Origin of the sequence: Mailhella massiliensis (genome assembly GCF_020741395.1) — a bacterium.
GTDB lineage: Bacteria > Desulfobacterota > Desulfovibrionia > Desulfovibrionales > Desulfovibrionaceae > Mailhella > Mailhella massiliensis_A.
Window position 1 is genome coordinate 1 of record NZ_DYZA01000156.1, and the last position, 23,479, is coordinate 23,479.

18 protein-coding genes are annotated in these 23,479 nt (G+C 59.7%); 7 read left to right on the forward strand and 11 right to left on the reverse strand.

Features of this window, described 5'->3' with window-relative positions:
* Nucleotides 1-298: 298 nt before the first annotated feature.
* Complete coding sequence (locus K8W16_RS07710; RefSeq protein WP_304122570.1) at nt 299-475, reverse strand: transcriptional regulator; 177 nt, start codon at nt 473-475, stop codon at nt 299-301.
* Nucleotides 476-813: 338 nt separating this feature from the next.
* On the opposite strand from K8W16_RS07710, the gene K8W16_RS07715 reads away from it, so the two are divergent.
* The 7 genes from K8W16_RS07715 (at nt 814) to K8W16_RS07745 (ending at nt 14,303) form a co-directional block, all read left to right on the forward strand.
* On the forward strand, nt 814-2,766 hold the full coding sequence (locus tag K8W16_RS07715; RefSeq protein ID WP_304122571.1) for a hypothetical protein: 1,953 nt from the start codon (nt 814-816) through the stop codon (nt 2,764-2,766).
* A 164-nt stretch (nt 2,767-2,930) separates the two neighbouring features.
* Nucleotides 2,931-5,192, forward strand: a complete 2,262-nt coding sequence (locus tag K8W16_RS07720; protein WP_304122572.1) for a glycosyltransferase family 39 protein — start codon at nt 2,931-2,933, stop codon at nt 5,190-5,192.
* Between the two features lie 83 nt (nt 5,193-5,275).
* Nucleotides 5,276-5,878, forward strand: coding sequence for a glycerol-3-phosphate 1-O-acyltransferase PlsY (plsY, locus tag K8W16_RS07725; protein ID WP_304122573.1), 603 nt, complete (start codon nt 5,276-5,278; stop codon nt 5,876-5,878).
* Nucleotides 5,879-6,042: 164 nt separating this feature from the next.
* Nucleotides 6,043-6,375 (forward strand): ribosome hibernation-promoting factor, HPF/YfiA family, encoded by a 333-nt coding sequence (raiA, locus tag K8W16_RS07730; protein WP_304122574.1) that lies wholly within the window; start codon nt 6,043-6,045, stop codon nt 6,373-6,375.
* 212 nt (nt 6,376-6,587) lie between these two features.
* Nucleotides 6,588-7,874: an ATP-dependent 6-phosphofructokinase gene (locus K8W16_RS07735; RefSeq protein WP_304122575.1), complete on the forward strand. Its 1,287-nt coding sequence runs from the start codon at nt 6,588-6,590 to the stop codon at nt 7,872-7,874.
* 170 nt (nt 7,875-8,044) lie between these two features.
* Nucleotides 8,045-11,323, forward strand: a complete 3,279-nt coding sequence (locus tag K8W16_RS07740) for an exodeoxyribonuclease V subunit beta (protein ID WP_304122576.1) — start codon at nt 8,045-8,047, stop codon at nt 11,321-11,323.
* Entirely contained in the window at nt 11,316-14,303 is a 2,988-nt protein-coding gene (locus tag K8W16_RS07745) for a PD-(D/E)XK nuclease family protein (RefSeq protein WP_304122577.1), read from the forward strand. Before K8W16_RS07740 ends, K8W16_RS07745 begins: the two co-directional genes overlap by 8 nt.
* 135 nt (nt 14,304-14,438) lie before the next feature.
* On the opposite strand, the gene K8W16_RS07750 is transcribed toward K8W16_RS07745, so the two are convergent.
* The 10 genes from K8W16_RS07750 to K8W16_RS07795 all read right to left on the reverse strand — a co-directional run bounded on the left by K8W16_RS07750 (nt 14,439) and on the right by K8W16_RS07795 (nt 23,414).
* Nucleotides 14,439-14,870, reverse strand: coding sequence for a C-GCAxxG-C-C family protein (locus K8W16_RS07750; protein ID WP_304122578.1), 432 nt, complete (start codon nt 14,868-14,870; stop codon nt 14,439-14,441).
* Between the two features lie 95 nt (nt 14,871-14,965).
* Entirely contained in the window at nt 14,966-16,402 is a 1,437-nt protein-coding gene (locus K8W16_RS07755; protein WP_304122579.1) for a helix-turn-helix transcriptional regulator, read from the reverse strand.
* Between the two features lie 294 nt (nt 16,403-16,696).
* Nucleotides 16,697-17,347, reverse strand: coding sequence for a TrkA family potassium uptake protein (locus K8W16_RS07760; RefSeq protein ID WP_304122580.1), 651 nt, complete (start codon nt 17,345-17,347; stop codon nt 16,697-16,699).
* 15 nt (nt 17,348-17,362) lie between these two features.
* Nucleotides 17,363-18,706, reverse strand: a complete 1,344-nt coding sequence (locus tag K8W16_RS07765; protein ID WP_304122581.1) for a TrkH family potassium uptake protein — start codon at nt 18,704-18,706, stop codon at nt 17,363-17,365.
* A 396-nt stretch (nt 18,707-19,102) separates the two neighbouring features.
* The gene (locus K8W16_RS07770) at nt 19,103-19,510 is read right to left on the reverse strand and encodes a lysozyme inhibitor LprI family protein (protein WP_304122582.1); all 408 of its coding nucleotides are present in this window, start codon (nt 19,508-19,510) and stop codon (nt 19,103-19,105) included.
* Between the two features lie 327 nt (nt 19,511-19,837).
* The gene (dnaB, locus tag K8W16_RS07775) at nt 19,838-21,301 is read right to left on the reverse strand and encodes a replicative DNA helicase (RefSeq protein WP_304122583.1); all 1,464 of its coding nucleotides are present in this window, start codon (nt 21,299-21,301) and stop codon (nt 19,838-19,840) included.
* 27 nt (nt 21,302-21,328) lie between these two features.
* Complete coding sequence (gene rplI, locus K8W16_RS07780) at nt 21,329-21,847, reverse strand: 50S ribosomal protein L9 (protein ID WP_304122584.1); 519 nt, start codon at nt 21,845-21,847, stop codon at nt 21,329-21,331.
* Between the two features lie 17 nt (nt 21,848-21,864).
* A complete protein-coding gene (gene rpsR, locus K8W16_RS07785) occupies nt 21,865-22,128 on the reverse strand; it encodes a 30S ribosomal protein S18 (protein ID WP_077071685.1) in 264 nt (87 codons plus the stop codon).
* On the reverse strand, nt 22,128-22,442 hold the full coding sequence (gene rpsF / locus K8W16_RS07790) for a 30S ribosomal protein S6 (RefSeq protein WP_304122585.1): 315 nt from the start codon (nt 22,440-22,442) through the stop codon (nt 22,128-22,130). The genes rpsR and rpsF overlap by 1 nt, the downstream gene beginning before the upstream one ends.
* Nucleotides 22,443-22,670: 228 nt before the next feature.
* Entirely contained in the window at nt 22,671-23,414 is a 744-nt protein-coding gene (locus K8W16_RS07795; RefSeq protein WP_304122586.1) for a DUF4851 domain-containing protein, read from the reverse strand.
* Nucleotides 23,415-23,479 lie beyond the last annotated feature (65 nt).

The following is a 23,479-nucleotide window of genomic DNA, read 5'->3' on the forward strand; positions in this document are numbered from 1 at the left end:
ATACCTCCCGCTGGGCTGCGCTGGCGGTACGACGCAGACACCGGGCATATGTTCCCTTACCGCACATACTAACAGATTTCACCGGCAAGGGCCAGTCAGGAACAGGGCTCTACGTCCTTTGGTACACAGAAAAGCGGAACTTTCTCTCCAGACAGTCCTTTCCTGCTCAACATTCTGAAAACGCCTCCGAAAAATCCCCCCCTGTCGGGTAGAGAATGAACGCTGCCAAAGGCTGCCCTGCAAAGGGCATAAAAAAACCGGCACAGGGCCGGTGTTCAACATTGCTTCAGGGCAGGAACTATTCCGCCACAGGCTCGTAATAGCAACGCTTGGGGGAATAGATCTTCCCGGCCTTTTTCAGCTCGGCACAGGCTTTAGACACTTCCTTGGAATCCACGCCGAGGGCTTTGGCAATATCCCCGGGACGGACGGGTTTGCCGGCTTCCTTCATGGCTTTGAGAACTTTATCTTCCATGCTAATCTCCTTGTTATCCGGCGCATCCCTTGCGCCTGTTTCCTGCTTCTACCTTTTCTCTCTATAAAAGGCAATACTTATTGGGAACAATTCCTGATTATTTTTTTCTTTCGGCTCAATCATGAACTCCCCTTCGTATCGAGCGAAAAAAACGCCTCGCCCGGCCCGAGAAAATGCCTTACCGCTGAGTCATGAAGATCCCGGCCTACGGGAAAATTAAGGCGCAGATGCACCGCATACCCGGATTTTCCCTTGTCGGATAAGTGTTCCGCTCCAGGCACGCCACAAACATCCTCCAAAAAAATACGCCGCTTCGAAAACGTCCCCGCGAGATAACCATGAAAACGTCCTTCCCTCTTCTTTTTGTCCTGCCCGTCCTGGCCCTGCTTTTTTCCTGCTCACCGGAAACGCCCGTTGCCGAAAGGCCGATCAGGCCCGGCCCGGCCTATATTCAATGGCTTGAAGAACAGGCCTGCCTGCGCAAGGCTGCGGAACTGACCTCCATCGTCAGCGGTTCCTCTTTAAGCTGGCGTCACGGTTCACGGATCTCAATGCTGCCTGACGACGCCGGGACATGGTTTCGCGCCTCCCCTGCTCTCACGGCATGGGCAGGGCAGAAAACCTTTCTGGCCGCCTTCGGGCAAAAAAATATGGCGCAGGAACTTGCGGTACTCGGCATACAGGGTGTCTATTTTTCCGGCATGGCCGACACCGGCGACGACTGGGCGGGCCGCTCCCCCGAAAGCGGACTTGGAGAAGATGCGACAAGCCTTTCTTTCGGCCGGGCAGCCGGACAAGATGAAGAATACGAAGCGCTGCTCGCCGCTTTTTCCGAGGCAGAGCTTCTGTCCGGGGGAGTCCTGCCTCCCGCCCATACCGGAATGGGACCGGACTTCTTCCTTGCCGTGCGCTCCGTGCGCGACTATCCGGGCCTCTATGCCATGGCGGAAATCCCGCAGCCGCTATGGTCCATCCTGCCCGACCTTAACGAAGGGGAAAAGGCTGCTCTTTCCCCCGCAGCAACAAAGGCTCTCGCCTCACGCGGCGTCATGGCTCCGGCCCTTGTGCAGGACGCGCCGGGATTTGCGCATACCCCGTGCGGCTGGGCCGCCACAGGTCCCGTCACCGGGGTGGATGGCGTGAAAAGGCGTTGGATATACCGCTGGTTCGAAACCCCGGAAAGGCCGGTCCTCCACTGGGACGACCCCTCCGGCTCGGCCCGGCGCATCATGGAGGCCGGACTCATAAAGCAGGCGGGGTTGCGTCATCAGGTTCTCGTGGGCGTACACGCGGCGGCATGGATGGGGCTGGACGCCGTCTCTTCCGTCCAATTTTCTCCCTCCGGAGAAGCTCTGGAGCCCGGTTTGTCGGCCCTGCGCACGCTTGCGCGCAACGCCCACCGCTACGGCGCAGCCCTGCTTGTAGAAGACGGACTTCCCATGGAAAAGCTCGTCTCTATTCAGGACACGGGAGTGGACTTCTGCTTCGACAGTGTGCTCTCCCCCTCGCTGGACAAATCCCTTCTGGTACAAGACGCCCGCCCCGTACGGGAAAGCCTTCGACACTCTCTTGCCATAGGGGTAGATCATCGTGCCCTGTGGCGCGGTGCGGCGGACGGCATGCCCTGCACGCTCACCGGGAAGATCATCCCTCTCTTGCCGGAAGGCTGGAGGCGGCTGCTCCTCCACGGAGAAGGGGAAAAGACCTTGCGTGTCAATGCTCCCACCCTCGCCGCCATAAGCTCCGGCCTTCCCCCCGGGGAAAGACCGGATGGGGAGCTCCTCTCTACCCTGGAAAACGCCCACATGCTCCAGATAGCGACGCGGGCCTTTCTGCCCGGCCTGCTCATGCTTTCCGGTTCCGACCTTTCGGGGGGCCTGCCTCAGGGAGCGGACTGGCCGGCTACGCCGCCTCTCTGGCAACTGGACAAAACCCCGGCAGGCCGAGGCCTGCCGTCAGGGCTCTCTTTATACAGCCTCCCGGGGAACGAAGCACGAAAAAAACTGGCAGACATACTTGCCGCACGGGCAAAGAGCGGCGTCTCCCGGGGGACGCTCTGCCTTGTGCCGGACTGCAGGGAGGCAAGCGTCCTCATCACGGCAAGCACCCTGCCCTCCGGCGGCACTCTGGTCTTTTTCGGCAACTTCTCTGCAACAAGCGCCGCCTTTACCCCGGACTTTCCCCTCTGGGAAAAAACGCAAACAAAAACCGACCTTGTTTCCGACGAACCCTTTCTGGAAAACACCATGGTTCTCCCCCCGTGGGGCTGGAGCGCCGTACTGCTGCACTGACGCTTTCTACGCGCAGTCAGGAAAAGCGTCATCTTCGGCAGGCAAGGACATGAAAAATCGCCCTGAATACGGCGCAGGGCTTGCACCATTCAGGATATTTTGGGATACTTTCCACACTTGTCGACATGTTTGGATACCTTTTATGAACCTCAGCGGAGCCCGCCATGGACGAAAAGATAGAACGCACGGAACAGGACAAGGAAAAACTTTCCGCAGGCAACAGCACTGCTCCCGCACAGGAAACGGAAGAATACGCAACCGAAGCCTCCCCGAAGGAAGAGTCCTCTGAAAGGCCTCCGCAGGCTGAAGCCCCCGCCGGCGAAGCAGAGGAAAAGGACAGCCCCGTTACGGAGGAAGACGCTCCTCAGGCAAAGCATGAAGCGGAAGAACCCGAAGCGACGGCAGAGGGGATGAAGGAATCTCCAGAAGAAGCCGAAGCGCCGAAAGAGGAAGACTCTGCGCCGGAAGAGGCGAAAGAAGCCCCGCTCGAACTCGCCAAGCCAGTGAAAAAGCGCAAGGTTGTCCGCAAAAAGTTTACAAAACCTGCCCCTGAAACGCCTCCACCCCCGCCCTCCGGCCCCGCTGCAAAAGTATTCGACGCACTTTCCTATGCGGGCCTGCCGTTGCTCATCGTATTCGCCGCGGCCATGACTTTCCTTGAAGTGTGGCAGGTACGCGACTTGTGGTTCTCCGACGAAGTGCGCCTCGCCGACGCCTTCATGAATCTCAGAAACGGCGACTGGCTCATGCTCACCCTGAACGGTCTGCCCTATCCCGACAAACCGCCGCTCTATTTCTGGTTCATGGAGGCTTTGTGCCTGATCCCGGGCGTCACCATGCCCATGGTCTTCTTCCTGGCCGTGGCCGTTTCCCACGCGCTGTTCATCGGCTCCATCTGGCTGCTGGCACGCGGCACAGGGCATGACAGGCGCGTTGCCTTTGCCTCCGGCCTGATTGCTTTAAGCTGCCTCTATATCAGCGGCGCAGCCTGCTACCCCCGCATGGATCTTCTGTTCGCCGCCGTAGTCACGCTGGGCATGACTTGCCTGTATCGCGGCTGGATCAAGTCTTTCGCCCCCTTCTGGCTGACGGCAGGCTTCCTGCTCATGGGCGTGGCCACGCTCATCAAGAGCCCTCTCGGCATCGCCTTCGCCGTGGTCGCCAGTATCCTTTTCCTGTTCTGGCGGGGTACTCCCGGCCGTCTGAACGGACGCGACGGCCTGCCCGGCTTCCTGCTCATGCTCCTTCTCATCGCGGCCTGGCTCGGTATGCTCTACCTTGAAGGACACCAGGACTACCTGCGCGACATGCTGGGCACGCAGCTTGCAGGGCGGGTGCTGCAGGGCGGGCATCACGCCGAAGTGTGGTGGTACTATCTGGCCGCCATCCCGATCATCTGGGCGCCTTGGGTGCTCATCATCCTCTTCGTGAACTGGTTCGCGGCCCTGCGCGGCATCCCCGCCGCATGGAAAAGCCGCAGAGAAAACGGAGGCTCCAGCTGGCTGTGGATATGGTTCTTCTCCGGTGTGGCCATGCTCTCCTGCGTGCAGGCCAAAATGGCCGTGTACGCTCTGCCCCTGCTTGCTCCCCTCGCCGTGCTCACCGGCCGCTCTCTGCTCCGCCTCACCCCCGGCAGAAGCCGCTGCTTCTTCAGCCTCACCTCCACCATCCTGGCTCTCGCAGGCCTTGCCCTCGTGCTCGTGGATGTGTTTCCCCTCATCAGACCGTATGTGGAAGGCTTCCTGCCGCCCATCCCGGCCGTGGTCAACCCCTGGCTGGATGCGCTTGACGGCACCATGTACATGGGCGGCATCCTTGTGCTGCTCGCCGTCGTCCTGCTCTTCTTCACCAGGCTTTCCATGCCCGGCGGAGCTCTGCTCGTCACCAGCATCGGCATGATCGCCCTGCTCCAGCCCTATCACTTCTTTGTGGCGCCCTCCATGGACAAGCTCCTGAGCCCGCGCGCCCAGGCTGCCGCCATGGCCGAAAAGGTGAAAGAAGGTTATGCCCCGGCCGCATTCCACGTCTATCCCGGCGCCTATGCCTGGCACCTCAATGAAATCATGGCTCCCGCCGGAAAACGCCTTGTCGTACCCGACCTTGCCGATGAAAAGGCCAGGGACGCATGGCTGAAGGCCCACCCCAAAGCCGTCATGGCCATGCCCAAGGCCGACTGGGAAGCCTGGGAAGGCAAGCCTGCCGGAGCGGAAACGATTCTCACCGCCTGGATGGTGCATAAGCCTTATGTGGTAGCCGTGTTCAACGAAGGGGCTCCGGCTGCTCCCTCCGCCGAAACTCAGGCCGCCGCACAGGCCCCGGCCCCTGAGCAGACTCCCGAAGTTCCCGCTCAGATCCCTGAAAACACGCCTCAGGCCCCCGCTCCGACGGCGCCGGCTCCCGAAACCCCGGCGGCCTCCGCCCTGTAAACTCCCCGTGCCCGGAGCGTTTTCCCGCCGCTCCGGGCACGATTTTTTCCGCACCGGCAGAACCTCAACCCGGATATATGATTATGAGCTACCTCGCCCTCGTTTTCTGTGTCGCCTTAGCCTTCTTTCTCGGCGCCGTCCCCTTCGGGCTGGTCATTGCCAAAACCTTCAAGGGGATAGACCCGCGCAAGGCGGGGAGCGGCAACATAGGTTCCACCAATGTCGCCCGCCTCTGCGGCCTGCCCTGGGGCATACTCACGCTTTTCTGCGACATTATGAAAGGCCTTCTGCCCGTGCTTCTGGCCACGGCCATGCTGCCTTCCCCCTACATGCAGAGCGCTGTGGCCCTGGCGGCGGTAACGGGGCATGTGAAATCGCCCTTCCTCGGCTTCAAGGGCGGCAAGGGTGTGGCTACCACCATCGGCGCACTTCTGCCCCTGGCCTTCTGGCCGCTTCTCTGCGCCGTGCTCTGCTGCGTGGCCGTCATCGCCGTCACACGCTATGTTTCCCTGGGCTCCATGGTCATGTCCGTATCCCTCGTGATCTTTTACGCCCTCTTCGGACGTTTCGACCTGGAACCGCTCGCCATTATCCTCTGCGCCATGATCATCTGGGCGCATCGCGCCAACATAGGCCGCCTCATGAGAGGAGAAGAAAGTAAATTCCTTGCAGGAAAAAAGCGCTGAATCTCATAAAAAAGCCTGCTCTTTACAACATCCTTATACTAGACCTTCCGCATCTTCTATGCTACGTTGTCTTTTAAGAACAAAAGACCGTATGATCCAAGGTCTTTGCGTCCCATGAACGCGGGGGTAGCCCGCTCCCGGCCTGGCCGGGGAAGGAATTGCTTATGCAGATTGAAGTCGTTTTCCGTAATCTCACCCCTTCCGATCCCCTGAAGAACTACGCTCTCAAGCGTTTCCAGAAGATAGACCGCATGGTCGGTGATGAGGAGGCAAAGCTTCTGGTCACGCTTTCCATGGAAAGCAACAGGCCGAAAGTCGACCTGCTGCTCACGGGGCAGGACGTGAACTTCGCCGCCAGTGAAAGGAACGACGACATGTATGCCGCCATAGACCTGTGCAACGACCGTATTGGCCAGCAGCTGCGCAAAGCCAGTGAACGCCGCAGTCAGATCAACCGCGATACCATGGTCAATGCTCTGGGAGAAGCCGACGAGTAAGTCGTTCCCCAGTAGTTTCCAGTAATATCCGCCTCCGGCCCCATGGGGTCGGAGGTTCTTTTTTATGTCGCTTCGAACCGCCCGTGAAACGCAGGAAATTTTATACGTATATCTCTTCCCTCCGCAGCCGCTTCACGGGGCCTGAAAATTTTTTCGTGACAAGCGAAGTCAAAAAAAGTATCTTTTCCGCTCTATGATTTTGGAGGCTTCAAATGAGTCACGAAATAGATACGCACATCATGACGGTCGGTAAGGCCAAAATAGACAATCCGGCCATAGGGCCCTATGTCGATGATACTCCCGTCCCCTTCTACCTCGACGCCGAACATGGCGGAGAAGACGTTCAGGGGCTCGAAGGCGCTCCCGTTTCCATCGAGCAGGCCGGTCCCCGCAGCCATGTTTACTACGATCCCGGCAAGACCCGGGCGGCCATTGTCACCTGCGGCGGCCTGTGCCCCGGCCTCAACGACGTCATCCGCGCCCTGGTTCTGGAATCCTATTACGGCTACGGCGTGCGCTCCATCCTCGGCATCCGCTACGGCCTGGAAGGCTTCATTCCCAAGTATCATCACGATATCATGGAGCTGACGCCGCGCAATGTTTCGGAAATCCACACCTTCGGCGGAACCATTCTCGGCTCTTCCCGCGGCCCTCAGAGCTCTGAGGAAATCGTGGACGCCCTGGAGCGCATGAACGTCAACATCCTGTACATCATAGGCGGCGACGGCACCATGAAGGCTGCATCGGCCATTCAGGAAGAAATCTTCCGCCGTAATCTGCACACCTCCGTCATCGGAATTCCCAAGACCATCGACAACGATATCAACTTCGTTCCCAAATCCTTCGGCTTCGACACCGCCGTGGACGTGGCTACCTCGTCCCTGCGCTGTGCGCACACCGAGGCTATCGGCGCACCCTACGGCGTGGGTCTCGTCAAGCTCATGGGCCGCGAATCCGGCTTCATCGCCGCTCAGGCCACTCTTTCTCTGAACGTCGTCAACTTCGTGCTCGTGCCCGAAGTCCCCTTCAAGCTGGAAGGTGAAGGAGGCCTTCTTCCCGCGCTGGAAGAACGCCTGAAAAACCGCTCCCATGCCGTCATCGTCGCCGCCGAAGGCGCCGGGCAGGACCTGCTCACCGCAAGCGGCAAAACCGACGCTTCCGGCAACCGCGTACTCGGCGACATAGGCCTCTTTCTGCAGAAGGCCATCAAGAACTATTTCTCCACCAAGGACATGGACGTCACCGTCAAGTACATCGACCCGAGCTACATCGTGCGTTCCGTGCCCGCCAACACCAACGACAGAGTTTACTGCGGTCTTCTCGGCAGAAACGCCGTCCACGCGGCCATGGCCGGCAAGACCAATATGGTGGTGGCCCGCCTCATGGATCGTTTCGTGCATCTGCCTCTTCAGCTCGTCACGCGCCGCCGCCGCCATATTGATATCAAATCCAACTACTGGCGTTCCGTCATCGCAACCACGGGCCAGCGCCTCTCCTAAAATTTTTAAAGTGAGAAAAACTCAGCCATACCGTCGAGTCGAAGGCCTCCGCATCATGGATGCGGAGGCCTTTTTATCCTCCTCTTCCCGGCATTTGTTCCTTGCGAAGAGGAGCGGAATAAACGATGATGGAGGAAGGGAGAATCCCCTCCCGGAAAAACCCGTCTTTCATGAGCGAATTCCGACAGATCAAAGCTTCCGCCGGATCCGGCAAAACCTATACCCTGACCAGCACTTTCCTTGCCCTGCTGGCCGGCTCTTCCGGCGCGTCGTGGAGCCGCCCGCCCTCAGGTTGTACCCTTTCCGAAGAAGAAGGCTACGGCTGGCAGGAAATTCTCGCCATAACCTTCACCAATAAAGCCGCTACGGAAATGCGCGACCGCCTGCTCCAGCGCCTGAAGAGCATGGCCCTCAGCCCGAAAAAAGAGAGAAAAGAGCCGTTCTGGAAGAGCTCCCGGGCACGCGAAGCCGTGGACATGATCATAAAAAACTACGGCGCCCTGAACATCCGCACCATCGACAGCCTCCTGCACCTCATGGTGCGCCTCTGTGCGCTGGATTTCGACCTTTCCCCTGATTTCGAGCCGCGCTTTTCCGATGAGGAGATTACCGGCCCCCTATTTGACGACATGGCCGAACAGGCCAGGACGGACGAGGAGCTCGGGGCGATTTTCCGCCGCGCCTGTCGCCAGATGCTGCGCTCGGAAAAAACAAAGGGCTTTCTTGCGGGGGAACGCATCCGCGAGCGCGTGACAAGCATGGTGTCCCTCATGCTTGCTGCAGACGGATGGAGCATGCGCGATCTTGCTTCCCCGGAAGAGGCAGAGGAGCACTTTCAGGAAATACTCCGCGGCATACAAAACGATGCGCGGGAAATGCGCTCCCGCATGGAGCAGGAAGAACTCAAGGTCTCCCGGCATTTTCTGAACGCCCTCACAGCCTGCATAGAATGTGGAGGAAGGGCCTCTAAGCTTCCCTTTTCCTCGGCCATGCTCCAGAAGGAAAGCTTCGACGATTGCCTTCTCAAGGCCTCCAAGGGCAGCGCCAGCCTTGCCCTGCATGCCCTTTACGAAAGCCTTCAGTCCGACATGCGCTCCCTGCGCGTACTCATGGGAGCGCGCCGCCTCATGCCCTTTGCGGAACTTGCACAGGCTGTGTATTCCCGTCTGGAGGATGAGGAGCGCCGCACGGGCATCATCGCGGCCTCGCAGGTGCCGAGGCTCGCCATACGCGCTGCGGACGACAGCGAAGGTGTGAACGAACTCTTCTGCCGACTGGGTGCGCGCGTACGCCACATGCTTATCGATGAATTTCAGGATACCAGCCGCGACCAGTGGATGGCTCTCCAGCCTCTGGCCGAGGAAGCGCTGGCAAAAAACGGATCCCTCACCATCGTGGGCGATGTGAAGCAGGCGATTTACGGCTGGCGCGGAGGCGACGCCGCCCTTTTCGACGAACTGGTGCGCAGAGGCTCTCCCCTGCTTTCCCTGGTGCAGGAACCCGTGCTGGAAACCCTGCCCTTCAACTGGAGAAGCAGACGTCACATCGTGGCCTGGAACAACGCCCTGTTCTCCCCCCTAGGAAACAGGGACGTGGCGGAAGAGCTTCTCCGCCCTCTGGCCGAAGGGGATGCGGAGCTTCTGCGCGATCAGGCCGCGCTGCTTTGTGAAGCCTTTGACCGCGCCGCCCAGAGCGCGGAAAAATGCTGCGCTGGAGGGCTCGTACGCCTGCAACGGCTGGAAAAGGGCCGGGAAGAAGAACTTCTCTCCACCATGCTGCCCGATCTGGTGGAGGAAATGAGCCGCACACGCTCCCTGGGAGATATCTGCATTCTCACGAGAAACAACGAGCAGGCTGCCAAGGCCTCTTCATGGCTCATGGCGCGGCATATCCCCGTAGTCACGCAGGGGAGCCTTCTTCTTGCTGAACAGCCCGTCATCGCGGGCCTCATCAGCCTGCTGCGCTTTTTAAACGACCCGGAGGACGATATCGCCTTCTGCTCCACCCTCTTTTGCGAAGAGCTGCTCCCTTCCCTGCCCTTTGAAGGAGGCAGACTCGGCATGACAGAACTGCTCGACTGGACGGCCCAACGCTCCCATAAAAAAAATATGGCAAGCCGCTTTGCCCAGGACTTTCCTGAAGCCTGGGAGCAGGTGTTCGCTCCCCTGCACGACAACGCGGGCCTGCTCACCCCCTACGACGCCGTCATGGAAATCGTGGCGCGCTGGCATGTCATGGAACGCCGCCCGGAGGCAGAAGGTTTTATACGACGTCTTCTGGAAGTCCTGTTCTGCGCTGAAGAAACAGGTGTATCCGACCTTTCCGGCTTTCTCGACTTCTGGGATGAAAGCGGCAGCCAGGAAAAGGCCCCCCTACCCGAAAGCATGGAGGCCGTACGCATCATGACCATGCATAAGGCCAAGGGGCTGGAGTTCGACGTCGTCATCCTGCCGTGGCTGAATTTTTCCATGGGCAGGGCTTCCGACGACAAAGCCGTGTTCTGGAAAAGCCGCGGTATAGGACTGCTCGCCCCCTTATGCAAAGAAATGGGCAGGCCCTGGCTCATGGACCGCATGGATACGGCCCGTGAAGCCCTGCACCTCATCTATGTGGCCATGACGCGCGCCGTCAGCGAACTGCACTGCTTTCTTCCCGATCCTTCCGAAGGCCCCGTCCCTCTCATGCTCGATACGCTCATCTCCCGGCAGCGGGACAGACTGAAGGAACGGGGAGACGCCCTTTTTTGGGGAGAGGAAAAAGCAACCGACAAGAAGCGCGCAGAACCCGTACCGGGAGCCGAACCGGCCGGGCCGGGACTCCCTTCCTCCCCTTCCCTTTCTTCTTCTCCCGAGGTTGAAGAAAAGGAAGCGGAAGACCCCTTGCAGGAAGAACAGGAAGCCTGGCGGCCTATGGGCTGGCTTCCCCGTCTGCGCATTTTCAAGAACGTGCTGGAAGACTGGACATTCACCCCAAAAAGGCGCGGCTCGCTCATTCATCACTGCCTGGAGAGCCTCCAGATTTCCGGCGTGGGCAAAGCCTCGGCAAAACACGACGCCGCCCTGGCCGCCGCGCGCGGCATAACGACGTTCCCCCTGCCCGTCCCCGACAGGGAACAGGTGCAGAAAGAGGTGGAAGAGTGCCTCGTCTGGTATGCACAGCTTCCAGAAACACCGCACTGGCTGGCCTTCGGCACCCCGGAACACTCCCTGTTGGACGGGGAGGGAAGGCAGCACCGCATCGATCTTCTGGTGGACGACGGTCGGGAACTTGTTGCCGTGGAATACAAAACCGGCACGGACGGAAAGCTGCCCGCCCCCGAACATAAAGAGCAGCTACTGCGCTACCTGCGCCTTCTTGAGGAAGCCGGGGGGCAGAAGGCGCGCGGCGCGCTCGTGTACCTCGACCGCCGCGAAATCTTCCCGATTTTCCCCGGAGACAGCCATGACTAGCCGTCAGCATTCGTTCACTCCCTTCCGCATCGTCCCGTGGGACGACGATTTCATGCTGCGCGTGCATACCCTTGCCCATGAGATAACCGGGGGACGGCCGGGTAAAGCCGTCATCGTGTTCCCGCTCAACCGGCCCCGGCGCTATCTCCTCGACCTCTACAGGAAAGAGGCGAAAGGCCCGCTTCTTCTGCCGCGCATCATCAATGGGGGCCAGCTTATCCAGAGCTGTCTGGAAAGCTGGACGCGCTCCGTGCCGCGCACGGCGGGAACGCTCGACCAGGTGGCGGTGCTCAAGGATTGCCTTCTGGACATAAGCCTCGATGAAGCACAGGAAAGCCCGCTGGCCAAACTTGCCCGAAGCCTGCACGAAGAGGACGGCATGGCCCGCTTTTTCCCCTGGGGGGTACGTCTTGCCCATCTGCTCGACGAATGTGCCATGCACATGGTGAAAGCGGAGGACCTGCTTCATGTGGACGATATGGTGGCCCCCTACGCTGTGACGCTCTTGGGAAGCCTTGGCCGCATACAGGAACGCTACCGCGCCCTTCTGCGCGGCCGGAGCCTGAGCATGGCGGGCATGGAGGCGCAGCACGCGGCAGAGCTTGCCGGAGCCGGGCCGGATCTGCCGCTCAAGCTTCAGGGCAAGAAAATCATCATCGCAGGCTTCGTGCGCCTTACCCGTGCGGAGGACAGGCTCTTCCGCTATCTGTGGGAACGCGGGGCCGCCGTCTGCCTGCATACCGATCCGGCCATACTCTCCGGCGGCGGGCACTGGAGCTGCATCGACCACAAGGAATGGCTCTCCCGCTGGAAGGCCCGAGGGGAAATATTCGGGGAAAGCAGGAATCTCGAACCCCGTATCCATTTCTATGCCGGATACGATCTGCATTCTCAGCTTCTGGCCCTGAAAAACGAACTTACGGCTCACCCCTGCCGTGAGGAACGGAGGGCCGTAGTCATTTCCCACGATTCCCTGCTCATGCCCACGCTCCACCACATACCGGAAAAAAGCATCAACATTTCCTTAGGTTATCCTTTGCAGCGCTCCCTGCTCGCCCAGCTTGTGGAGAGGATGCTCAACACGCGGCAAAGCATGGACGAAGAAGGGCGCGTGCATTGGAAAAGCCTCATGGCGCTCATACGCCACCCCTATGTGCGCATGCTGGGCGTCGCGGATGACGACGACGGCCTCCTGCCCCTGCGCCCCTTTCTCTCCCGCATGGAAGGGGCTCTTCGTCGGGGAAGCCGCATGGTGGACGCCTTTACCTGCGCTTCCGACCTTGTGGACGAGATTCTGGGAGATATCGAAGGAGGTCCCCTCGCGGAAGGCCTGTGCGAAGAAAGCGGCCGCCTTCTGGAAAAGGCCATGCGCGTGTTGGTGGAAGGCTGGCGGGAAGTGCCCACACTGGAAGAGCTGGCTTCCCGCCTGCGAGAGCTCTGTTCCCTGCTTCTGGAAAACGGGCGGCATATCTGGCCGCGTTTCCCGCTGGATGCCGAATGTCTTGCCAGGCTCATGCAGAATGTAATTCCCGAGCTTGCCGACAACGCCATGGCCAAAGAGCATCTTTCCCTGGAATCGCTCTTCGCCATCGTGAAGGAAAGTCTTGCCGAGCAGCGCGTACCCTTTGAGGCCGACCCTCTGACAGGCCTCCAGATACTGGGCACGCTGGAGACCCGCCTTCTGCATTTCGATCGCGTTTACATGTTGGATATCACGGAAGACGCGCTGCCCGGCGTACCCGCCCATGACCCTCTTCTGCCCGACAGCCTGCGCCCCTTACTGGGCCTGCCCGACAACAACCGCCGCGATGTGCTCGCCGCCCACACTTTCCACCGCCTCATCGCAGGGGCGAAGGAAGTGTTCCTCTACTGGCAGGAAGGCGTGCAAAGCGGCGTTCTGGACGGCAAAAAATGCCGTTCCCGTCTGGTGGAAGAATGTATCTGGCATGTAGAGCAGCAAGAAAAGCGTCTGCTCCGGCCGGGTGAACCTCCCCTGCTTGCGGCGGCTTTCCCCATGGCGGAACCACCCCTTCCAAAAGACGCTCCCATACGCCGTACTCCCGCCATCAACGAGCGTATGCGGGATATCCTCAGCCGGAAAATCTCGCCGACCGCCCTGGACGCCTACCTTTTCTGCCCGGCCTTCTTCTTCCGAAAATACGCCTGTGCCCTGCGCGAGGCTGAGGAAGTCATGGAAGGGGACGATCATCTCGGCGTGGGCACCATGCTGCATGCCGTGCTGTTCCGGGCTTTCCAGCCCTTCCTCGGGCGGGCCGTGCGGCCGGCAAGCCTTGATGCGGAACAGTTGGAGAGGATCTTTCATGAAGAGCTCTCGGCAAGCAGCCTCACCGTCAATCTGCCCGCCCAGAGCCGGTTCATGCTGGAGGCTGCGGGTCCGGCAAGACTGAGGGACTTTGCCGCAAACCAGCCGGACGTTCTGGAAGTCCTGGCGCTGGAACACACTGTCGCCGCCGAAATAGAAGAAGGAGGCCTCCGCTTCATGCTGGAAGGAAAAATAGACAGGCTGGATCTCCGCGCCCGGGGCCTCATCATCCTCGACTACAAAAGCGGGAGCACCAGCCGCCAGCCCCACCCCTCATTCTGGCGGGAGGAAACACTCTGGGAAGCCCTGGAAAACTGGCGGCCCGGCCTGCCCGACCCGTTGCCAGACCTCTCCCGGGAACTGCCCAGCGTGCAGCTTCCCTGTTATGCCTACATCTGCATGCACGACGCCACCCATGCCGACATGCTGCGCCGGGCCCCGCTGTGGGATGCCGCCCTTGTCCAGCTCGCCGACAGGGGAGACGAAATCCCCCTGCTCGGGGAACATATCGACGCTGAAGAGCGCAGAGGCATCATGAATGAACGTATCCCCTGCCTGCTGCGCTTTCTGTTGCGGCACATGACTACAGCCACGGATTTTCCTCTCCGCCGCACAGAGCGCTGCGCGCTCTGTGCCTACCGAAGCTGCTGCCGCTGACATGCCGGAAGCGGCTCCCTGCCGGCCTGATGCGGGGCACCCCGGCCCCATGGGGGGCAAGCCAGGCGAGCCGCCCTGCCGCCTCATACCTGTTGCCGCACGCAGCCTCCAAGGGCCTTCTCCCTCCGGCAACGATCACTTTGCCTGCCCGTCCTCGTCCAGCATCTCCGCCAGTATGGCACAGGTACGCTTCGTCATTTCCCCGCATACGGAGGTAAAAAGCCCTTTTTCTGCAGCTTCCTTCATGACGCCGGGCTGCGTGATATCCATGCCGAGAATGTCCCTGCACAGACGATGCGGCTGCGTCTGTGAAAAACGCCGCTCAAATTCCGTGACTTTTTCCAGAAGAAGCGGCTTTTTCAGCTTCGCCCCCTCCATGTTGTCCGCGCTGCCGTAATAGAGCCCCAACACCAGATGCGCGCCGCTGATGCAACCGCAGGTTTCGGCATGCCCCATGCCTGTGCCGAAAGCCGAAGCCATGCCTATGGCCTGCGCCTCGCTGATACCGAGGCGGGAAGCGCAGTGCAGGCATACCGTCTGCGCACAGTAACCGAAACGTGAAGGCATATTTTCCCCCTTGCATTGACTCGTGTGATCCAAGCCCCGGCCTCACAGGAAGCTGTGGCCGGCCATGTCCCTGAACGGTATGAAGGACGCGGAAATCAAGGCCTGCAACGCCTTGTCACCAGAGATTCACGCCCCTCTTCCCCCGACTCCTCGCGCGCCGAGCGGGAAAAGGCGTAGCCGCAGCGCGTGAAGAGCTCCCTGGCGTCCTCCACGGAAAAACCTTTCCACTCGCCCGGTATCTCCTCATCGGCCCGGGGCACCGCACCGGTTTCCACCACCAACACGTTGGCCCCCCACTCCACGGCCCTTTGCGACGGCGGATGCACGCAGATATGCTTTGTCCGCACGCCGCCGCAAAGGCGCACCACGGCGGCCACCTGGGCAAGCCGTTCCTCTGGCAATTCTTCCCGGCCTTCAAAAGGCGTACCCGGCACGTTGCTGCGCGCCATGACTCCGCATATTCCCGCCCCGGCTTCAAGGGCTGCAAGCAGGGCGTCGGCGGTTTCCCCGTCCGTATGTTCCACTCCCAGAGGTTCCACAAGGCAGGCCAAAGTCATGCCTGCCTCCCCTATGGTCTTCAGAGCGGCACGTCGCTTTTCGGGAGCGAAGGGCGTATCTCTTCCTTCGCCGAGACGCAGGGCGTGATACATGACTTCCACTCCGGCCTCCTGCAACAGCCGTATATCGCCCGCTTCTTTCTGGCCGGTATTGGCCACCAGGACGCAGCGCTCCGGCAAAAGACCGCGTGCCTCCCGGGCCAGGGCCGAAAGACGCTCCAGCCCGTAGTGCTCCGTGGTGCGAAGAACCACCCAGGAAGCTCCTTCAAAGGTGTAGCGGCAGACCGCGCCGAGAATCTCTTCCCTGGTCCACTCATGGGCCTTGCGCACCACGCCCCATGCCTCTCCGAAGGCACAGAAGGAGCAGTTCATAGGGCAGGGAGCACAGTCCACGCCTACGGCCGCCCACACCCGCGCCGTATCTCCGGCCACCTCGCGGGCCACGCCCCGGGCAATGCGGCCCAGAAAGGCCGCCTGCGGAGAATGGGGCGCATAGGAGAGAAGGTGCAGCACATCCTCACGGCGGGGCAGTTCCCCGGCCATGGCTCGTGCCCTTACCTCCTCCATGAAGCTTCTCTCCTCCAGCGGGCAGTCCTCGGGCAGGGACTCGCTCTCTTCTTTTGCGGTGAGAAGGACGCCGAGCACGCGATCAAGATGCTTCCTGTTCCGGGAAAGAGAGTCTATCCAACGGTTCAGGCACTGCCGCCCTCTCGCGGTGACGGTATACATTTTGCGTGCCGGCCCCTCGCCCAGACCCCGACTGGTTTCCAGCACGCCGCTTCGCTCCATATCGCGCAGCATGCGATAACAGCCCGTCATATCCGGCATCTGCGGGCCGAAAAGGCCGCTCCCCGCCAGCTTCCGCACCAAGGCATAGCCGTGCATGGGCTCCCGCGCCAGAAGCGCCAGAAGCACGGGCTGCACGAAACGGGGAAGATTTCCCCCTGAACAGGCGCACGAATCAAGAATATCCACCTCAGCCCCCAAAACAGCTTGTTGTGTCGGAAAAGCGACGGAATCATACCTCCGGTCCTCTCGTACGATGGTTCCGCAGCCTCCACTCCATAACAGGAAAGAAGAGGCTTTCCCCGCAGGGTTGCGTCTGCTGCAATCGCTCGCTTTCCCACGAATTTTCTTCTATGACGAAGAACTGCTCTCCAAAGCAGTCCGACAGAAAAGCCCCGGGAGGCAGCCCGGCTTCAACTATAAGACTTAATCCAATAGTAAAGAAAAACGCCTGTCCCGGCAAGAGGAGCGAAGGCTTGAGGCTCAATTTTTCCTTAAAAGGGCCTGCACATCCCTGTCATGCCCCAGGATAAGCACTTTTTCCTCGCTCACAAAGCGATGGGAGGGGCCGGGCATAGGCTGGAGATCATCGTCCTTTTTCACACCGAGGACATTGACCCGGTACTTCTGCCGCACAGCCAGCTCTTTGACGGTTTTGCCCAGCCATTCTTCGGGTACGGCGATCTCGTAAATGGAATACTCGGGGGAGAGCTTCACATAGTCAAAAATATGCTCGCTGCTGTAGCGCATGGCAGCCCAGTCGGCCATCTGGCCTTCGGGGTAAACCACGTCATCGGCCCCGTTGCGCAAAAGAAAACGGGCGTGTACCTCGCGCGACGCGCGGGAAAGCACGAAACGGGCTCCGCAGTCCTTCAAAAGAGCCGTGGCCTCCAGGGAACTCTGGAAATCGTCGCCTATGGCCACCACGCACAGATCGAAATTGCTCACTCCCAGGGAGCGCATAAAGTTTTCGTTCGTGGCGTCGGCAATCTGCGCGCTGGTGACGAACTCCAAGGCGTCGTTGACCCGCCCTTCATTCTTGTCCACAGCGAGCACGTCATGGCCAAGTTCGCACAGTTTTTTCGCCATGCGGCGGCCGAAACGTCCCAAGCCGATAAGCAATACGGATTTCATGCCATGCTCCTTTTTTCAGCCTACGGCCACATCTTCGGCGGGATAGCGGAAGCCGTCCTGCCGCATGCCGGAGGAAACGGCGAAAAGCACCGTAAGACCGCCCACTCTGCCGAAATACATGAGCGCTATGATAAGGGCGCGCGAAGCGTCGGAAAGGTGCGGCGTCGCCCCCAGGGAAAGCCCTACGGTACCTATGGCCGAGGCCGATTCAAAAAATGCCGTCATGAGCGGAAGATTGTCCAGCGCAGAGAGCATCATGCCCCCGGCCAGAAAAAGCAGAAGATAGCACACGAACAGGCCGGAAGCCTTGTGCAACGTCATGTCGGGCAGTCTGCGCCCGAAAGTGCGCACATCGTTTCTGTGCAGGAAGATAGTCATGACCCCCAGCAGAAGGACGGCAAACGTGGTCACCTTGAAGCCGCCTCCCGTGGAACCGGGCGCAGCCCCCACCAGCATGAGCAGTATGGTAAAAAGCTGCGAAAGTGGGTGGAGAGCGCCGAGGTCCACGCTGTTGAAACCCGCCGTGCGCGGACTCACCGCCTGAAAAAGTGCGGCAAGCGCTGCTTCCGGCCTGCTCATATTCCAGAAATCCCTCTGAAATTCAAAGAAAAAGAAAAAAAGGAAGCCACCTGCAATCAGAAGAAAGCTGCAAAGCAGAATAAGCTTGCTTTGCAGTCGGTAACGCCGGATCTTCCAGCCGTGGGAACGCACGTCGTTCAGTGTGAGAAAGCCTATGCCCCCCAAAGTGATCAGGGCTGCTATCACAAGGCAGACCAGGGGATCTGCGACATAGCCCGTCAGGGAGACATAGGGAGCCTTTACGCCCATGAGGTCGAATCCGGCATTGCAGAAGGCGGAGACGGAGTGAAAAAGCGCCATCCACAGCCCATGCCCGAGTCCCCTTTCCGGGCAGAAGCGCAGGGCCAGAAGCGCGGCACCCAGAAATTCCACGGCAAGCACTGTACGCAAAATAAAGCCCGTGAGGCGAACGATGCCCGCAAGCTGCGGTGCGGCAATGGATTCCTGCATGACATAGCGCATACGGAAGCCTATTTTCTGCCCCGCGAGCACGGCCACGGCCACAGCCATGGTTATGACGCCGAGTCCCCCGGCCTGAATGAGAAGAAGAATAACGGCCTGTCCGAAAAACGACCAGTAGCTTGCGGTATCGTGCACCACAAGTCCGGTCACGGTAATGGCGGAAGTGGCCGTGAAAAGGGCGTCCCCAAAGCCTGCCCCCAGCCCGTCCCTTGTGGTGAAGGGGAGCATGAGAAGCCCCGTTCCGCAAAGGATGAGCAGAACATAGCCGAGGATGATGATCTGTGAAGGGCTGAGGCGCTTCTGATTCCAGAATGGCATACTCTCTCCAGTCGCTCCGCAAACAGTCCGAAGCTCTCTTTTGCAGATATACCCCTACCTGAAGGTGGGAAGGCGGTACGGCCATGCTCCCAATACCATGCCCGCACGCGGGAGGCAAGCGACAGGGAATAGCCCCTCTCCCTCATGTTGGCAAGCAGGTTCTCCCCGACTCCTTGCGGCATGAAGCAGCCCGCAAGTCTTTCTCTATGCAGGCCATGAAAGCATGTTGCCCGGGGCAACACCTTGTTCATGCTTCCCATCATGGAATAATATGGGGGGGGCTCTTCCCCTCCCCGCTCCGGGTTCATTGCCTTGAGATCACAGTCAGCCCAGAAGCCGAACCCTCACCTTCTCTACAGCGGAAAGCTATGAAAAAAAAAGAGCTGTCGACGCCGTCTACAGACCGGCCGCCCCCAGCAAGGTGGCCTGTTTTTTGGTCTCTTCGGCCAGGAAGCTCTCTGCAGCAAGGCGGGAGAGACTTCCGCCTCCGTTCAGATCCGCCACGGCCTCGGCCATGGCTTCCTTGTATTGTACCCAGAGCCTTTCCGCTTTTTTGATGTTCGCCCTGCACGCGGCCGGGTCGACGGCATCATCGCACGCTTTCAGCGCCACGGCATAATTTTCATTCAGGACCTTGTCCCAGTGCTCATAGGCCGCCTGAGTACAGTCCATCATGTCCATGTTGGAAAGGGCGTTTTCCATGCAGATATTGTAACCCGGGGCAAGTTCTTCCTCTGCAAGGGCTGCGCCGTGGACAACGGTAAGCAGCAGGCCTGAAAGCAGCATAACCGGCATTGTCTTCATGATCTCTCCTTATGATTGTCTGTTCCCCATCCACGCCGGAAAAGCCCGACCTGAAAAACTTCCGGGGCGTTCCCCTGCAACACCGGCACGTCGCCCTGCCTTTAAGGCCTACGGCTTTCATAAGGAAGTTGTATAGTCCCTTTCTTTTCACCGCGAGGCCCGGGACTGGATAAGCTTCCCGGACTGAGCTTGGCCCGGTCTCGTTGCAGCCGAAGAACAAACGCCCTCCGTACTCTGAAATATCGTCGAAGAAAAATGATGCCGCCCGCAGAAAAAAGACAAATGGATATGCCGTGCGGACATTCTCTGAGAATTTGTACCGGAATGTCAGCCCGGCTGGGACTCGGAAGGCTCGATATAGGTGGTTTCCAGGTCGTCGAAAGCGGTGAATTCCGGCCTGTAGGCGAGTTCCACCGTGCCTGTGGGGCCGTTCCTGTGCTTGCCGATGATGATTTCGGCAATGCCGGTCTTCGGGCGGTCGCCTTTTTTATTGTAGGCGTCCTCGCGGTGTATGAACATGATGAGGTCGGCATCCTGTTCAATGGCGCCGGATTCGCGCAGATCGGAAAGCACGGGGCGCTTATCGGTACGCTCCTCCACCTTGCGGTTGAGCTGGGAAAGCGCGATGACGGGAACCTTGAGTTCCTTGGCAAGAGCCTTCAAGTTACGCGAAATATCGGATATTTCCAGTTCACGGGAATCGTTGCGCGCCGAATGCATGAGCTGAAGGTAGTCCACCATGACAAGGTCGAGACCATGCTCGGCCTTGAGACGACGGCAACGGGCGCGAAGCGCCAGCGGGGTGAGGCCGGCCGTATCGTCGATGAAGATTTTTGCCGAGGAAAGAGCGTCGGCAGCTGCGGAAAGCTTGGCCCAGTCCTCATCTTCCAGAAAGCCCCTCCTCACACGGGAAAGTTCCACCCTGCCCCAGGCGCAGAGCATACGATCCATGAGGGATTCCTTGCTCATTTCCAAGGAAAAAACAGCCACCGTGGCCCCGCCGGAAAGAGCGGCGCGCATGGCCACGTTGAGGGCGAAGGCGGTCTTGCCCATGGAGGGGCGCGCGGCAAGAATAATGAGGTCGGTGGGCTGGAGGCCCGCCGTCATCTTGTCGAGCTGCATGTAGCCCGTAGGTACGCCCGTGGTCAGGCTCTTGTTGTTATAGCGGGCGAGCAGCTCATCGAACACGGAGCGCACCAGCTCGCTGCTGCTGCTGAAGGTCTTGCTGTTGGCGCGTTCGGATATGGAAAATACGGCTCGTTCCGACTCATCGAGGAGCGTGGGGACGTCTTTGGTGGAGTCGTAGCAGTTGCTGATGATCTGGGCGGAAGTTTCGATGAGCGTGCGCTGTATGGCCTTGTCGCGCACGATTTTGGCCCAGTGCGCGGCGTTGGCTCCGCTCACCACCGCACGGGAAAGGTCGCCGAGATATGCGGCCCCGCCCGCCGCCTCAAGCTGGGAATGATTCGCCAGCCAATCGAACACCGTCACTTCATCCACGGGAATGTTCTGCTCGGCAAGAGCGATGAACGCCCCGAAAATGATGCGGTGCGCAGGAATGTAGAAATCCGTATCCCGAAGCTGATCTATGATTTCCTGCAAAAGGTCGGGACGGAGAAACACGCCGCTCAGAACGGCCTGTTCGGCTTCCTCGCTGTGCGGCGGCACGCGGCGCAGAAGGTCGTCGCGGGCGCGTTCGGACAGATCGCCTTCCGGGCGGGAAGAACGACGAGAGCCGCCGCTCCGCAAAGGAGCGGCGGCTTCATTCATGACGGTATCCGGGCTGTCCATGACTCGTCAGGCTTCCGAAGAAGCTGATCAGGCATTTTCAGCGGGAGCTTCCGTTTCAGCGGCAGGGGCTTCCACAGGAGCTTCTTCTTCCACGAGGTGCTTTTCTTCGGACACGATCTTCACAGTGAAGGCGGGAACCACGTCGGCATGCAGACGGGCGCGCACATGGTGATCGCCCAGGGTGCGGATAGCGCCGTCAAGCAACAGGCGGTGGCGGTCCACTTCAATGCCCATGGCAGCGAGAGCGTCGCCGATCATGGCGGGCGTCACGGAGCCGTAGAGCTTGTCGTTTTCACCCACGCGCATGCTGATGGTCACCACCACGCCTTCCAGCTTGGAAGCAAGCTCGGAAGCGGCGGCACGAAGGGCGTCCATACGGGCCTGCAGCTTTTTGCGTTCCAGTTCGAACACGCGGATGTTGGCCGGAGTGGCAAGGCTGGCAAGCTGCTGCGGCAGCAGATAGTTGCGGCCGTAGCCGGGCTTGACATTGACGATATCGCCAAGGTGACCGAGCTTTTCAACGTCGGCACGAAGAATAACTTTCATTTTGCTCTCCTATGCCGTTAGATGTTGGTCTTCTTCTTCACTTCGCTGGAATGGGCGGAAGTGTAGAACAGCAGGGCCATCTGGCGGGCGCGCTTGATCTCGGTGGTCAGGGCGCGCTGATGCTTGGCGCAGGTACCGGTAATGCGGCGGGCGACAATCTTGCCGCGTTCGGTGATGAAGTCGCGGAGAATGTCGGGACGCTTGTAGTCGAGAGCCAGTTCAGCGTCGGCGCAGAAGCGGCAGAACTTGCGGCGAGGGGCAAACTTCTTACGGAAAGCCATTACGCGACCTCCTCGGTGGCTTCAACGGAATCAGCCAGCTTGACGGTCATGAACTTGAACACGCCGTCGGTGATGCGGATGATGCGTTCCAGTTCAGCCACGAGCTGAGAAGGAGCGGCGTATTCGAGGCGGACATAGAAGCCGCGCATCTGCTTACGGACAGGATAGGCCAGGTCGCGCATACCCCACTGATCCACGAGAAGCATTTTGCCGCCTTCGCGGGCAATCACTTCATCCAGGGTCTTCAGGATGGTTTCGCGCTCTTCCACAGACAGCTCCGGAGAAAGGAGCAGCAGGGTTTCCATTTTGCGCATGTAAGTTCTCCTTACGGTCAGAGGTCCGCCGCTCCCGACTTCCTGTCGGAAAAACCATACGGCGAACAAGGTGAATTGCTGTATCTACTCGGGAGAGTCCCCTCTGTCAAGCCCCTGCCGTGACCGACGGAAAAATCTGTCTTACTCCCCGTAAGAACGCAAAACACCCGGCAGACCAGAAGCTCTGCCGGGTACGAAGGAACGATTTCCAAAACTCGCCGCAGGCGATCAGATATCCATGAAAATACGGCCGTTGCTCACTACCCCGATGACCGGAGCAAGCAGGCTGTCGGGCACGTTCATAATGTTGCGGGGCATGGGTGTCACGGGCGCAGTGACCCCTTCAAGGGTAAAGGCCTTCTGTGAACGCTCGATAAAGTCCGTCAGCTGCCCCACGTTCATGGTAATACCCGGGAAGAGCTCAGGAGCAGGTTCGCGGTATTCCACAATAAGCTTGCTCCGGTCGGCCCCGCCCATCCATTCGTAACGGGCCACAAGGGTATCTCCCTGCCAGGCGGCCTTCCCGGCCTGAGCAAACATGGGCGTCCACGGATCCATGGAGGCAGGGCGCACATACACATGCACGGTGGCGGAATTGGGAGAAATGCCGTTATGCTCGTAAAGTACCTTCAGAGTCTGAAAATCCACACCGACAGCCCGTACTTCCCATATCATGTCGCTGGGACATTCGGCGAGCAGGCTGACAAGCTGCGAGCCTTCCCCTGCCTGCAGGGAAAACCACGCGTCTGCGGAAATGGTGCGCATCATACTGTTCTCATAAGCGACGCGGCACAGCGTATAGCCGGAGACCACACGCTCATAGCCCGGGGCGGCCTTCACGCTCACCACGGGAGAAGAAGTGGAAATGAAGGCGCCGCTGGAAGCGTCCACGCCACGGTAGATGGAGGAAGCGGCGCAGCCACTAAGAAGCGTCGCGGCAACCAGAAGCGCACATGCAAGAATATGTTTCATAACAACACCTCGTTTTCAGCCATAATGAACGATTCTCCCGCTTTTTCAGGAGAATCACAGCATAA